The following is a 13,684-nucleotide window of genomic DNA, read 5'->3' as shown; positions in this document are numbered from 1 at the left end:
GCCGGATACCCGGCGGCGTTTCCAACATGCGCCGAACTGTTCTTCGGTAGCAAGGAGAATGACGCGATGACCGAAGGTTCATCCCACGATACGCACGCGCCCGTGCAAGACCGCCCGGCGGGCGGGCTCGAATTCGAACTGCTGACGACCGACGGCCACGCGCGCCGCGGCCGCGTGAAGCTCAACCACGGCGTGGTCGAGACGCCGATCTTCATGCCGGTCGGCACGTACGGCACCGTGAAGGCGATCCAGCCGCGCGAGCTGCACGAGATCAAGGCCCAGATCATCCTCGGCAACACGTTCCACCTGTGGCTGCGCCCGGGCCTCGACACGATCGACGCGCACGGCGGCCTGCACGGCTTCATGGGCTGGAACAAGCCGATCCTGACCGACTCGGGCGGCTTCCAGGTGTTCTCGCTCGGCGATCTGCGCAAGATCACCGAGGACGGCGTCACGTTCGCGTCGCCGATCAACGGCGACAAGCTGTTCCTGTCGCCGGAAGTGTCGATGCAGATCCAGAAGGTGCTGAACTCCGACGTCGTGATGCAGTTCGACGAGTGCACGCCGTACGCGACCAACGGCGTGCCGACCACGCACAAGGAAGCGGCCGACTCGATGCGCATGTCGCTGCGCTGGGCGAAGCGCTCGCTCGACGAGTTCGACCGGCTCGGCAACCCGAACGCGCTGTTCGGGATCGTCCAGGGCGGGATGTTCGAGGACCTGCGCGACGAATCGCTCGCGGGCCTCGCGGAACTCGGCTTCCACGGCCTCGCGATCGGCGGGCTGTCGGTCGGCGAGCCGAAGGAAGACATGATGCGCGTGCTGCGGCACGTGGGCCCGAAGCTGCCGGCCAACAAGCCGCACTACCTGATGGGCGTCGGCACGCCGGAGGACCTGGTCGAGGGCGTCGCGAACGGCGTCGACATGTTCGACTGCGTGATGCCGACCCGCAACGCGCGCAACGGCTGGCTGTTCACGCGCTTCGGCGACGTGAAGATTCGCAACGCGACGCACAAGAACTCGCTGAAGCCGCTCGACGCGAGCTGCACGTGCTACACGTGCCAGAACTTCTCGCGCGGCTACCTGCATCACCTGCACCGCGTCGGCGAAATCCTCGGCGCGCAGCTCAACACGATCCACAACCTGCACTACTACCTGCAGCTGATGAGCGAGATCCGCGAGGCGATCGAAACGCACACGTTCGACGCGTTCCGCCAGCGCTTCGCGGAGGATCGTGCAAGAGGGGTCGACTGACCGGCCGGCGGGCCGCACCGCGCCCGGTCACATAGGCCGTGTACAAATTGACGCGTTCAAATCGCCAGGCGTGACCGTCAAATATTACAATTGCCTTTCCAAACAAGTCGCAACGGTATCGGTTCGCGCTTTAACAGCTTGATCCGAAAGCGCATTTGCCGATCCGTTTGCGCATGGGGCCGGTGGTAGAATAACCGGCTTATTTTTCGATCTTCCCCTACGGAGAGACCAACGTGCCGTTCATTTCCAATGCCTTCGCGCAAGGTGCCGGTGGCGCCGAATCGAGCCTGATGAGCTTCCTGCCGCTCATCCTGATGTTCGCGGTGCTCTACTTCATCATGATCCGTCCGCAGATGAAGCGCCAGAAGGAACACCGCAACATGCTGTCGGCCATGGCCAAGGGCGACGAAGTCGTCACGAGCGGCGGCCTCGTCGGCAAGGTGACGAAGGTTACCGAAGGCTACATCGGCGTCGAAATCGCCGAAGGCACTGAAATCACCGTGCAGAAGGCTGCGGTCACGACCATTCTGCCGAAGGGCACGATCAAGTCGCTGTAAGCCCTTCACCGAGCGTCCGGCTCCCCGCGCCGTGCCCGCCTGAGAGAGCGGGCCGCCGCGGCGCCGGACGCGACGCTTTCACGCCAACCACCCGTTCGGCCCCCTCATGAATCGTTATCCACTCTGGAAATATGTCGTGATGGTCGTGGCGCTCGCCATCGGCCTTCTGTACACATTGCCCAACTTCTTCGGCGAAGCGCCGGCGGTGCAGGTGTCGAGCGGCAAGGCCACGGTCAAGCTCGACTCGACCACGCTGACCCAGGTCGAATCGGCGCTCGCGTCCGCGCAGATCACGCCGGACGACGTCACCTTCGAGAATACGGCGACCAACGCGAACATCCGCGTGCGCCTGAAGGACACCGATACGCAGCTGCGCGTCAAGGACCTGCTGCAGAAGTCGCTGAATGCCGACCCGAACGATCCGCAGTACGTCGTCGCACTGAACCTGCAGAGCGCGTCGCCGCGCTGGCTGACGGCCCTGCACGCGCTGCCGATGTATCTCGGCCTCGACCTGCGCGGCGGGGTGCACTTCCTGCTCCAGGTCGACATGACGGGCGCGCTCACGAAGAAGCTCGACTCCGACGCTTCCGACGCGCGCTCGCTGCTGCGCGACAAGAACATCCGTGACGGCGGCGTGAGCCGCGTCGACCAGTCCGTGGTCGTCAACTTCAGCGATGCGCAAACGGCGGAAGACGCCCGCAAGGTGCTCGCCGCGTCGATCACCGAACTGCAGTGGGCGACCCAGCCCGGCGGCGGCGGCACGCAGGTCGTCGGCACGTTCACGCCGGCCGTGCAGAAGTCCGTCGAGGACGCAGCGCTCAAGCAGAACCTGACGACGCTCCACAACCGCGTGAACGAACTCGGCGTGTCCGAGCCGATCCTGCAGCAGCAAGGCAGCGACCGCATCGTCGTCGAACTGCCGGGCGTGCAGGACACCGCGAAGGCGAAGGACATCATCGGCCGCACCGCGACGCTCGAGGCACGCCTCGCCGATCCGATCAACACGCACCCGAACCCGAACGACCCCGTTCCGCCGGGCGAGGAGCTGTTCACGCAGGGCATCCAGGCGCCCGTGCTGCTGAAGAAGGACGTGATCTTCACCGGTGACCGCATCATCGATGCATCGGCCGGCTTCGACGAACACCAGCGCCCGTCGGTCAACATCCGCCTCGACTCGGCCGGTGGCCGCGCGGTGCGCACGGTGTCGCGCGACAACATCGGCAAGCCGATGGCGATGGTGCTGTTCGAGAAGGGCAAGGGCGAAGTGCTGACGGTCGCGACGATCCAGTCCGAACTCGGCGACCGCTTCCAGATCACGGGCCAGCCGACGCCGCAGGCCGCGGCCGACCTCGCGCTGCTGCTGCGCGCCGGTTCGCTCGCCGCACCGATGGACATCATCGAGGAACGCACGATCGGCCCGAGCCTCGGCGCCGACAACATCAAGATGGGCGTCCACTCGGTGATCTGGGGCTTCTGCGCGATCGCCGTGTTCATGATCGCGTACTACATGCTGTTCGGCGTGGTCTCGGTGATCGGCCTGTCGGTGAACCTGCTGCTGCTCGTCGCCGTGCTGTCGCTGATGCAGGCGACGCTGACGCTGCCCGGTATCGCGGCAATCGCACTCGCGCTCGGTATGGCGATCGACTCGAACGTGCTGATCAACGAGCGCGTGCGTGAAGAACTGCGCGCCGGCCAGCCGCCGCAGCTCGCGATCCAGGCCGGCTACGCACATGCGTGGGCGACGATTCTCGACTCGAACGTCACGACGCTGATCGCCGGCCTCGCGCTGCTCGCGTTCGGCTCGGGCCCGGTTCGCGCGTTCGCGATCGTGCACTGCCTCGGTATCCTGACGTCGATGTTCTCCGCGGTGTTCTTCTCGCGCGGGATCGTCAACCTCTGGTACGGCGGCCGCAAGAAGCTGAAGTCGCTCGCGATCGGCCAGGTGTGGAAGCCGGAAGGCGCCGCCGCCACCGCGTCGTTCACCGACGCGGACGAATCGACCGACACCGCACGCGCCGCGAAGCTCGCCGCCCCGGCGAAGGGCAACGCGCCGCGCGCCGGCAAGCCGCAGCTGCGCAACCGCGCGCAGCAAGGCGTGTCGCCGAAGAAACCGGGCTCGACCCAATAAGGCCCCGGAGACGAGACCATGGAATTTTTCCGCATCCGTAAAGACATTCCGTTCATGCGGCACGCGCTGGTGTTCAACGTGATCTCGCTGGTCACGTTCCTCGCCGCCGTGTTCTTCCTGTTCCACCGCGGGCTGCACCTGTCCGTCGAATTCACCGGCGGTACGGTGATCGAGGTGCAGTACCAGCAGGCCGCGGAGCTTGAACCCGTGCGCGCAACGCTCGGCAAGCTCGGCTACGCCGACGCGCAGGTGCAGAACTTCGGCACGTCGCGCAACGTGCTGATCCGCCTGCAGCTGAAGGAAGGCCTCACGTCCGCGCAGCAGAGCGACCAGGTGATGGGCGCGCTGAAGGCCCAGAATCCGGACGTCACGCTGCAACGCGTCGAGTTCGTCGGCCCGCAGGTCGGCCGCGAGCTCGCGACCGACGGTCTGCTCGCACTCGCGTGCGTGGTGATCGGCATCGTGATCTACCTGTCGTTCCGCTTCGAATGGAAGTACGCGGTGGCGGGCATCATCGCCAACCTGCACGACGTCGTGATCATTCTCGGCTTCTTCGCGTTCTTCCAGTGGGAGTTCTCGCTGGCGGTGCTCGCGGCAATCCTCGCGGTGCTCGGCTACTCGGTCAACGAGTCGGTCGTCATCTTCGACCGGATCCGCGAAACGTTCCGCCGCGAACGCAAGATGAGCGTGCAGGAAGTGATCAACCACGCGATCACGACCACGATGTCGCGTACGATCATCACGCACACGTCGACGGAAATGATGGTGCTGTCGATGTTCTTCTTCGGCGGCCCGACGCTGCACTACTTCGCGCTCGCGCTGACGGTCGGCATCATGTTCGGCATCTACTCGTCGGTGTTCGTCGCGGGCTCGCTCGCGATGTGGCTCGGCATCAAGCGCGAAGACCTGATCAAGGACAAGAAGACCGCGCACGATCCGGACGATCCGAACGCAGGCGCGCAGGTTTAAGCGCCCCGCCGTTTCGGCATCGCAGAAAAGCCGGCCCATCGGGCCGGCTTTTTTTATGCGCAGGCCGCCGCGATGCGGTGCGCGGCGGAACCGACCTGCACCGTCGCAGGCGTCGGCTACAATCGTCACCGCCCTGCCCCGTTTGCCTGCCGGCCGCACGCCGGCAGGCAGGTCGCCCCCCGTCCGAACGTGCCGTCCCGATGATGCCTTCCATGCGTGTCGTTCGTCGCCTTGCCGCCTGCGCAACCGTCGCGGCCGTGCTGCTGCCGTGTGCGTCTCGCGCCGGTGCGCAACCGGCATCCGCGTCGCCCGCCACCGCTTCACCCGCCGTCGCTTCACCCGTCGCCGCTTCACCCGCCGTCGCCCAGCCGCCATCGCCCTGCCCGCCCGACTGGGAACCGCAGCTCTGCGAACTGAAGGCGGCCGTCGAAGTGCTGAAGCAGCAGCACCTGACCGACATCGACATCGGCGCGCTGCTCGACGCCGCCACCCATGACGGGATCAAGACGCTGCCGTACGCGCGCTTCTTCAACGCGAAGGAAGAGCAGGAACGGCGCGACGACGAGCAGCGTGCGCGCGACGGCACGCCGGGCATCGGGATCGTGTTCGAGACGCGCCCTGACGGACTGCACATCATCGACGTGATTCCCGACGCCCCCGCCGAGAAAGCCGGCGTACGGCCCGACGATCTCGTCGTCGCGATGAACGACAGGAGCGTCGTCGGCATCGACAGCGGCGAACTCGTGAAACTGGCAAAGGGCGCTGCGGGCGTGCCGCTGAAGCTCACGGTGCAGCGCGGCCCGACGCATGCGGTGCTGACCTTCGCGCCCGTGCGCGCGATCGTCAAGCCGCATCCGGCGATCGCGAAGCGGCTCGACGGCGACATCCTGTACACGCGGCTGTCGAGCTTCCCCGAGCCGGCGGTCGGCGACTATATCGACGCCGTACAGGCCGCGCGTCGCGCGGGCCCGCCAGTGAAAGGGATGATTCTCGACCTGCGCATCAACGGCGGCGGCGCGCTGAATGCGGCGATCGGCATCACCGCACTGTTCGCGGGACGCGACCGTACCGCGATGGTGACGGTCGAGCGCGGCGACACGCACCGCCGCCGCTACACGACCAACTGGCCCGACTACGCACTGCCCGTCATGCACGGGCAGGATCCGCTCGCACCGCTGCAGGCCGACGACTGGTGGCGCACCGTGCCGCTCGTCGTGCTCGTCGACGGACAGAGCGCGTCGGCCGCCGAAGCGACCGCCGCCGCGCTGAAGGATCTCGGCCGCGCGAAACTGCTCGGCATGCCGACCTACGGGAAGGGGCTCGCGCAGACGGGCGTCGACCTGATCGACGGCACGCGCCTGAATTTCACGTACGCACGCAACCTGCGGCCGAACGGCTGCCCGATGGACGGCTACGGCGTCGTGCCGGACTGGCTCGTGCCGCCACGCCGCGACTCGGACGTCGACGGTGTACTGATGTGGTATCGGGAAGTCGATCTCGCGCGCGCGCCGTATGCGGACCGGCAGGCGCCCGATCCATTCGTGCAGGTGCGCAAGGCCCGGCAGCAGCTGCGCGACAAACGCGTGCGCGCAAAGGTCGATACGGCGAACAGCGCGGCGCTACCGCAGCGCGCATTCGGCACGGCCGCCGACTGGCAGCTTCAACAGGCGCTCGCCGCGCTCGCGGGGCGCCCGGTGCGGACCATCGACGCGCCGGCGCAACTGATGCCGGCGCAGCCGGTCTGCGAGCGCGCCGACAACTGACGCGCCGCCGTTCTATCGAAAACCGAAGCGCTTGCGCAGCACGATCAGTGCCGCGAGGCTCAGCACGGCCGCGAACATCAGGTAGAAGCTCGGCGCGGTCTTCATCCCGGTCGCGCGGATCAGCCACGCGATGATGAACGGCCCGAACCCGCCGAAAATCGTCACCGCGACGTTATACGCAAGCGACATCCCGGTCGTACGCGTCTGCACCGGAAACACTTCTGACAACAGCCCCGGCAGCGCCGCGAAATAGCCGGTCATCAGGAACGCGAGCAGCACCTGCAGCGCGATCAGCGTGCCGAAACCCGGATGCGCGACGAGATACGCGAACGCCGGATAGATCAGCACGAGGATGCCGATGGCCGGCGCGATCATCACGCGCACGCGGCCGTATTGATCCGACCAGTGGCCGACGAGCGGTGCGAACGCCATCTGGATCACGCCGACGACGAGGATCGCCGCGAACGCGGCCGACGGCGCGAGGCCGAGCTGCTTCACGCCGTAGGTCGGCATGAACAGCACGAGATAGGTGGCGACGGTGCCGAGCACGACCACGCCCATCGCGGCAACCAGGCGCGCCTTGTGCGACGCGAACGTATCGCGCAGCGGGTTCGCGGTGCCTTCGGCCGCGAGGAATTCGGGCGTCTCGTCGACCTTCGTGCGGATGTAGTACGCGACGGGCCCGAGCAGCAGCCCGAAGAAGAACGGCACGCGCCAGCCCCACGATGCCATCTGCGCGGCCGAGAGCTGCGCGTTCAGTACGGTGCCGAAGCCCGCCGCGAGCAGCGTCGTGAGCCCCTGGCTCGCAACCTGCCAGCTCGCGAAGAAGCCGCGCCGGCCCGGCACGTGTTCTGCGAGAAACGCCGTCGCGCTGCCGAACTCGCCGCCGGCCGAGAAGCCCTGCATCAGCCGCGCGGCGACGAGGATCACCGGCGCGGCGACGCCGATCGTCTCGTAGGTCGGCAGCACCGCGATGATCAGCGTGCCGGCCATCATCAGCAGGATCGACAACGTGAGCGCCGCCTTGCGGCCCTCACGGTCGGCATACGCGCCGAGCACGATCGCGCCGAGCGGCCGCATGAAGAACGACACGCCGAACGTGCCGAGCGTGAGCAGCAGCGACACGGTGTCGTTGCCGGCCGGGAAGAACAGCTTCGCGATCGTCACCGCGAAGAAGCCGTAGACGACGAGATCGAACCACTCGAGCGCGTTGCCGATCGACGCGGCGACCACCGCGCGCCACACGCGCGGCGACGAGGCAATGGAACGGGACTGCGTGACGGCATGCATCGGCGATCTCCTTGTCGTTGTACGTTCTGTTCGAAGCGGCCGTGCTCGCGCCGTCGGCCTGCCCGGCGCCGCACGCGACGCTCGGGCGATTATAGGCGCGCAAAAAAAACCGCCGCGCTCCCGGAAACGGGAGCGCGGCGGTTTGCTCGCGGCAGGCCGGCGGCCTTACTGCTGCTTGAGCGCTTCGGCCGTGATCAGCAGCTTCGTCTTCATCTTGAAGCCGTACTGCTTGCCGTAGTCGAGGCCGAAGTCGCTGCGGTCGAATTCGCCGACGGCGTCGACGCCGCACACTTCACGCTTGAGCATCGGATGCGGCATGCACTTGAAGCCGTCGATCTTCAGCGTCACCGGCTTCGTGACGCCATGCAGCGTCAGGTTGCCGACCACCGACACCGGCTTGTCGCCGTCGAACTTGATCGCGCCCTTGTAGTTCGCCTGCGGGAACTTCGCCGCGTCGAAGAACTCGGCCGTCTGCAGGTGCTCGTCGAGCTTCGCGCTGCCGGTGTGGATCGACGCGATGTCGGTCGTCACGTCGACCGTACCCGTCTTCGCCGCACGGTCGAGCGTCACGGTGCCGCTCGACTTGTCGAACTTGCCGCGCCAGACCGACAGGCCGCCCATGTGGTCGGCTTCGAAGCTCGGGTACGTGTGGCTCGGGTCGAACTGGTACGTGACGCTTTCGGCGAAGGCCGAGAACGACAGCGATGCTGCCAGCGCGCCCGCGGCGATGATCAGTTGCTTTTTCAAACTCTTTCTCCTTGGAACGGCGCCGCGCCCTCGCGCGGCATTCTGGTGAGGCGACAGCCCGCCGCTTACTTGGTGGCGACGAGATGGAACTTGATCTGCACTTCGTCGGCGACGATCGACGTGTCCTTCCACTCGCCGGTACCGACGTTGAAGGCCGAACGCTTGATCGGCAGCACGCCGTCGAACGTCTGCGTCGCGCCGCTTTGCGCAACCGTGACGGGCACCGTAACGGTCTCGGACTTGCCCTTGATCGTCAGCTTGCCGGTCACGTTGTACTTGTTGCCGCCGGCCGGCGCGATCGCGGACGAAACGAACGTCGCCTGCGGATACGCCTTCGCGTCGAACCAGTCCTTGCCTGCGACCTGGTCGTTGTACATCTTGTCGCCGAGGTCGAAGCTCGCGATGTCGATGGTCATTTGCGCGGTGCCCTGCGCGGCCTTCGCCGGGTCGAACTTCACTTGCGCGGAAAACTTCTTGAACGCGCCTTCGGTCGGCACGTTCATCTGCTTCGACACGGCAGACACCTTGCTCTTCGCGAGATCGACATCGGCGTGCGCCGCGCCCGACGCGACAAGTGCCGCCGCGGCGAACGCGGTCAGCATGGAGCGGGAGAAAGACACTTTCATGAGATCCTTCATTTGGCAGAGGGAAGCATCCGCGACAGCAGGCCGTCGCGGTCCAACAACTGGTGCTTGAGCGCCGCGAGCACGTGCATCGCGACGAGCGCAAGCAGAATGTAATTCAAAGACACGTGGAGCGTCTTGAAGGTTTCCTTGAGCACCGGATCGGGGTCGATCAGCCGCGGCAGCGGCACGATGCCGAGGTAGACGACCGGAATGTTCGATGCCGAGCTGTACAGGTAGCCCGTCACGGGGATCACGATCATCAGCACGTACAGCAGCATGTGCACGCCGTGCGATACCGCGCGCTGCCACGCCGGCGTATTGTCCGGCAGCGGCGGCGGCACGTGCGTCGCCCGCCACAGCACGCGGATGACGGCCAGCGCGAACACCGTCACGCCGATCCACTTGTGCCACGAGAAGTACTTCAGCTTCGTCGGCGTGAAGCCGGGGATGTCGGTCATCACCCAGCCGAGCGCGAAGCCGCAGACGATCAGCAGCGCGATCAGCCAGTGCAGCGCGATCGCGGTATGCGCATAACGTACCGGCGCGGCCGGCGGCGATTTCGATACCATCTTGGATTCCTCAGTTCAGCGAACAGCTGCGCCGGCCATGCATCCGACGCTTGTCAAGGGCGCCATGCTACCGCAACCTTTTGACACGCGCGGACTCTGAGGACAGGCACGCCAGCCGGCTGACGGTTTCCTGTCATGTTACCGCTCGGTCACCAAGCGCGCGATCCTTGACACGCCGAAAAAGGCCTTTTGGTAAGATTGGCGCGGGTTCCGGCCCCGTCGACGCGTTCCCCCAGCCGTCGCACAACTGCCTTTTCCATGCAACGAAACGACCTGATTGCCTGCCACGAGTGCGACGCACTGTTGCACAAACCGCGCCTGAGCGGCCGCGAAGTCGCGCGCTGTCCGCGCTGCGGCGCGCTCCTGTATCGCAACAGCGCCGCGCAGATCGAGCGGATTTGCGCGCTCGCGCTCGCGGCATTGATCACGTTCACGATCGCGCAGGCGTTCCCGATCCTCGAAATGGACGTGAACGGCAACCGCGTGCAGACGACGCTGATCGGCGCGATCGACGCGCTGTGGCACCAGGACATGGCCGTCGTCGGCGTGATGGTGTTCTGCTCGACCGTGCTGTTTCCGCTCGTCGAGATGGCCGCGCTGCTGTACCTGCTGCTGCCGATGCGGCGCGGCGTCGTGCCGCCCGGGTTCAACTTCGTGCTGCGCGCGATCGAGCTCGCGCGGCCGTGGAGCATGATCGAAGTGTTCATGCTCGGGATCCTCGTCACGATCGTGAAGATGGTGAGTCTCGCAAGAGTCGTTCCCGATGCCGCGCTGTTCGCATTCGGCGCGCTCACGCTGATGATCGCCGTCGTGCTGATGTTCGATCCCCGTACGCTGTGGGACATCGCCGACGACCTGCGCGCCGGACGCTCGCCCGGGCAGCCCGACCCGGCCGCGCCGCTGCCGGAAGCCGCCCGCCGATGACGATCCCGACCGCCGCCCGCGAGGGCTATGTCAGCTGCCACACGTGCGGGCTCGTGCAGACGCTCGATCATCCGCACGCGCACTGCGCCCGCTGCGGCGCCACGCTCCATTTCAGGACGCCGAACAGCCTGATGCGCACGTGGGCGCTGCTGATCGCGGCCGTGATCCTGTACATTCCGGCGAACCTGCTGCCGATCATGCGCACGTCGTCGATCGTCGGCTCGCAGGAAGACACGATCATGAGCGGCGTCGTGCTGTTCTGGACCTCCGGCGACTGGCCGCTCGCCGTCGTCGTGTTCGTCGCGAGCATCCTCGTGCCGATGCTCAAGCTCGGCGTGCTGTCGATCCTCGTGATCAGCGCGCAGCGCCGCGCCGCATGGCGGCCGCTGCAGCGCACGCGTCTGTTCCGGATCGTCGAGCGCATCGGCCGCTGGTCGATGCTCGACATCTTCGTCGTGACGCTGACCGTCGCGCTCGTCCATTTCCGTTCGCTCGCCATCATCACGGCCGGCCCCGGCGCGCTCGCGTTCGGTTCGGTCGTGATCCTGACGATGCTCGCGTCGATGCAGTTCGATCCCCGCCTGATCTGGGATCCAGTCGAAACCTCAGGGAATCACCATGAATAGTCCACAAGGCCCGCAGCACGACGCGCCCCGGCCGCCCGATCCGACGATCTCGACGAAAAGCGGCTGGCTGCCGTCGCTCGTCTGGCTCGTGCCGCTGATCGCCGCGCTGATCGGCATCGGCCTCGTGATCAAGTCCGTGCGCGAGCGCGGCCCGGAAATCACGATCAGCTTCCACAGCGCCGAAGGGCTCGAGCCCGGCAAGACCCAGGTCAAGTACAAGGACGTCGAGATCGGCATGGTCAAGACGATCAAGCTGTCGAAAGACCTGTCGCGCGTGCTCGTCCAGGTGCAGCTGAAAAAGGAAGCCGAGGACTTCGCGGTCAACGGCTCGCGCTTCTGGATCGTGCGGCCGCGCGTCGGCGCGACCGGCGTGTCGGGGCTCGGCACGCTGCTGTCCGGCGCGTACATCGGCGTCGACGCCGGCCGCGGACAGGACACGCTGACCGACTTCACGGGCCTCGAAACACCGCCCGCCGTCACGGGCGACCAGAAAGGCACGCAATACGTGCTGCGCGGCGATTCGCTCGGCTCGGTCGACATCGGCTCGCCGGTCTACTACCGCCGCGTGCAGGTCGGCCAGGTGGTCGGCTTCTCGCTCGACAAGGACGGCACGGGCGTCACGTTCAACGTGTTCGTCAATGCGCCGTACGACCAGTATGTCGGCATCAACTCGCGCTGGTGGCAGGCGAGCGGCGTCGACCTGCGGCTCGATTCGAGCGGCCTGAAGCTGAACACGCAGTCGCTCGCGACGGTGATCCTCGGCGGCATCGCGTTCCAGACGCCGCCGAACCAGGGCAGCGGTGCGACGGCAGCGAACAACACGACGTTCCGCCTCGGCTCCGACGAGGCCGACGCGATGCGCGACCCGGACGGCCAGCCGCTGCAGGTCGTGATGAACTTCAACCAGTCGCTGCGCGGGCTCGCCGTCGGCGCGCCGGTCGACTTCCGCGGCATCGTGCTCGGTGAAGTGACGAACATCGGCATCGACTTCGATCCGAAGACGAAGAACTTCCTGATGCCGGTGACGATGAACGTGTATCCGGAACGCCTCGGCCGCCGCTTCCGCGAAACGATCGAGAGCAAGGGCGAACCGGCCCGCCGCGAGATCGTCGAGCGGCTCGTCCGGCACGGGCTGCGCGGCCAGCTGCGCACCGGCAACCTGCTGACGAGCCAGCTGTACGTCGCGCTCGACTTCTTCCCGAAGGCGCCGACCGTGAAGATCGACACGACGCGCCAGCCGCTCGAACTGCCGACCGTGCCGAATTCGCTCGACGAGCTGCAGCTGCAGGTCGCCGACATCGCGAAAAAGCTCGACAAGGTGCCGTTCGACCAGATCGGCGCGAACCTGAACAGCGCGCTCGCGAACGCCGACAAGCTGTTCAAGCAGCTCGACACGCAGGTCGCGCCGGAAGCGCGCGACACGCTGTCGGCCGCGAAGCAGACCTTCTCGACCGCCGAAGCGACGCTGCAGCAGGATTCGCCGCTGCAGTCCGACGTGCGCGGCGCGCTGAAGGAGCTCACGCGCACGCTGCAATCGCTGAACGCGCTCGCCGACTACCTCGAGCGCCACCCCGAATCGCTGCTCAAGGGCAAGCCAGGAGATAAACAATGACGACACGCGTGAACGGTTTCGCGAGCGGCGCGGCGGCGGCCTTCGCCGCACTCGCGCTCGCCGCGTGCAGCTCGCCGCCCGCGCGGTTCTACACGCTCAGCCCGGCCGACGCCGCAGCGCCGGTGCGCACCGCGCCGGCCAACCCGGCGTTCCTGATCGAGGTGCCATCGGTCGGCGTGCCCGAACAGGTCGCGAAAAACCAGCTGGTCGTGCAGAAGAACGCCGCGCAGGTCGACGTGCTCGAGCAGGAACGCTGGGCGTCGCCGCCCGCCGACGAGATCCGCCGCGCGCTGTCGGACGACCTCGCCGCGCAGCTCGGCACGATCGACGTCGCGAATTCCGCGTACCCGCCCGGCGTGCCCGTGTACCGCGTCAGCGTGAACGTGCAGCGCTTCGAGTCGTGGCCCGGCAAACGCGCGGCGGTCGACGCGGTGTGGAGCGTGCGCTCGCTTGCCACGCAGGCCGTGATGACCTGCCGCACGAGCGTCGCGGAACCGGTCGCCGACGGCTACGACGCGCTCGTCGCCGGCCACCGGCGCGCGCTCGACGTGATTGCGACGCAGGCTGCGGCCGGCGTGCGCGCGATGGCCGCCCGCCGCGGCGCGGCGCCCGCGGCCGG

Annotated in this window: 13 protein-coding genes; 9 read left to right on the top strand and 4 right to left on the bottom strand. The window is 66.9% G+C overall.

Translation table 11 applies throughout. The features are described from left to right. Window positions 1-66 precede the first annotated feature (66 nt). The 5 genes from tgt (at window position 67) to BLA15945_RS19905 (ending at window position 6,671) form a co-directional block, all read left to right on the top strand. A complete protein-coding gene (gene tgt / locus BLA15945_RS19925) occupies window positions 67-1,254 on the top strand; it encodes a tRNA guanosine(34) transglycosylase Tgt (RefSeq protein WP_059236048.1) in 1,188 nt (395 codons plus the stop codon). A 233-nt stretch (window positions 1,255-1,487) separates the two neighbouring features. Continuing rightward, window positions 1,488-1,811: a preprotein translocase subunit YajC gene (gene yajC / locus BLA15945_RS19920; protein WP_048250795.1), complete on the top strand. Its 324-nt coding sequence runs from the start codon at window positions 1,488-1,490 to the stop codon at window positions 1,809-1,811. 106 nt (window positions 1,812-1,917) lie between these two features. Beyond that, window positions 1,918-3,939, top strand: coding sequence for a protein translocase subunit SecD (gene secD, locus BLA15945_RS19915; protein WP_059236050.1), 2,022 nt, complete (start codon window positions 1,918-1,920; stop codon window positions 3,937-3,939). Window positions 3,940-3,957: 18 nt separating this feature from the next. Next, window positions 3,958-4,908 carry a protein translocase subunit SecF gene (gene secF, locus BLA15945_RS19910; protein ID WP_059236052.1) on the top strand — a complete coding sequence of 317 codons (951 nt, stop codon included), beginning with the start codon at window positions 3,958-3,960 and terminating at the stop codon, window positions 4,906-4,908. 212 nt (window positions 4,909-5,120) lie between these two features. Beyond that, window positions 5,121-6,671, top strand: a complete 1,551-nt coding sequence (locus BLA15945_RS19905) for a S41 family peptidase (RefSeq protein ID WP_174993204.1) — start codon at window positions 5,121-5,123, stop codon at window positions 6,669-6,671. A 12-nt stretch (window positions 6,672-6,683) separates the two neighbouring features. Here BLA15945_RS19905 and BLA15945_RS19900 read toward each other — a convergent pair whose 3' ends face one another. The 4 genes from BLA15945_RS19900 to BLA15945_RS19885 all read right to left on the bottom strand — a co-directional run bounded on the left by BLA15945_RS19900 (window position 6,684) and on the right by BLA15945_RS19885 (window position 9,903). Then, the gene (locus BLA15945_RS19900; RefSeq protein WP_059236054.1) at window positions 6,684-7,961 is read right to left on the bottom strand and encodes an MFS transporter; all 1,278 of its coding nucleotides are present in this window, start codon (window positions 7,959-7,961) and stop codon (window positions 6,684-6,686) included. A gap of 165 nt (window positions 7,962-8,126) precedes the next feature. Then, complete coding sequence (locus tag BLA15945_RS19895; RefSeq protein WP_059236056.1) at window positions 8,127-8,708, bottom strand: YceI family protein; 582 nt, start codon at window positions 8,706-8,708, stop codon at window positions 8,127-8,129. Between the two features lie 65 nt (window positions 8,709-8,773). Further along, entirely contained in the window at window positions 8,774-9,334 is a 561-nt protein-coding gene (locus BLA15945_RS19890) for a YceI family protein (protein WP_059236904.1), read from the bottom strand. An 8-nt stretch (window positions 9,335-9,342) separates the two neighbouring features. Further along, on the bottom strand, window positions 9,343-9,903 hold the full coding sequence (locus tag BLA15945_RS19885) for a cytochrome b (RefSeq protein WP_059236058.1): 561 nt from the start codon (window positions 9,901-9,903) through the stop codon (window positions 9,343-9,345). A gap of 258 nt (window positions 9,904-10,161) precedes the next feature. Here BLA15945_RS19885 and BLA15945_RS19880 point away from each other — a divergent pair, with 258 nt between their 5' ends. The 4 genes from BLA15945_RS19880 to BLA15945_RS19865 all read left to right on the top strand — a co-directional run. Beyond that, window positions 10,162-10,827, top strand: a complete 666-nt coding sequence (locus BLA15945_RS19880) for a paraquat-inducible protein A (protein WP_059236060.1) — start codon at window positions 10,162-10,164, stop codon at window positions 10,825-10,827. Then, window positions 10,824-11,453 (top strand): paraquat-inducible protein A, encoded by a 630-nt coding sequence (locus tag BLA15945_RS19875; RefSeq protein ID WP_059236062.1) that lies wholly within the window; start codon window positions 10,824-10,826, stop codon window positions 11,451-11,453. The genes BLA15945_RS19880 and BLA15945_RS19875 overlap by 4 nt, the downstream gene beginning before the upstream one ends. Next, complete coding sequence (locus tag BLA15945_RS19870) at window positions 11,446-13,065, top strand: PqiB family protein (protein ID WP_059236064.1); 1,620 nt, start codon at window positions 11,446-11,448, stop codon at window positions 13,063-13,065. Before BLA15945_RS19875 ends, BLA15945_RS19870 begins: the two co-directional genes overlap by 8 nt. Further along, window positions 13,062-13,684, top strand: a 623-nt coding sequence (locus tag BLA15945_RS19865; protein WP_174993203.1) for a PqiC family protein, incomplete at its 3' end; no start/stop codon positions are given. The genes BLA15945_RS19870 and BLA15945_RS19865, both read left to right, overlap by 4 nt.

The sequence above is a fragment of the Burkholderia arboris genome (genome assembly GCF_902499125.1).
GTDB classification, from domain to species: Bacteria; Pseudomonadota; Gammaproteobacteria; order Burkholderiales; family Burkholderiaceae; genus Burkholderia; species Burkholderia arboris.
Note: the sequence above shows the minus strand (reverse complement) of the source record. Positions and strands in the feature narration are given on the sequence as shown.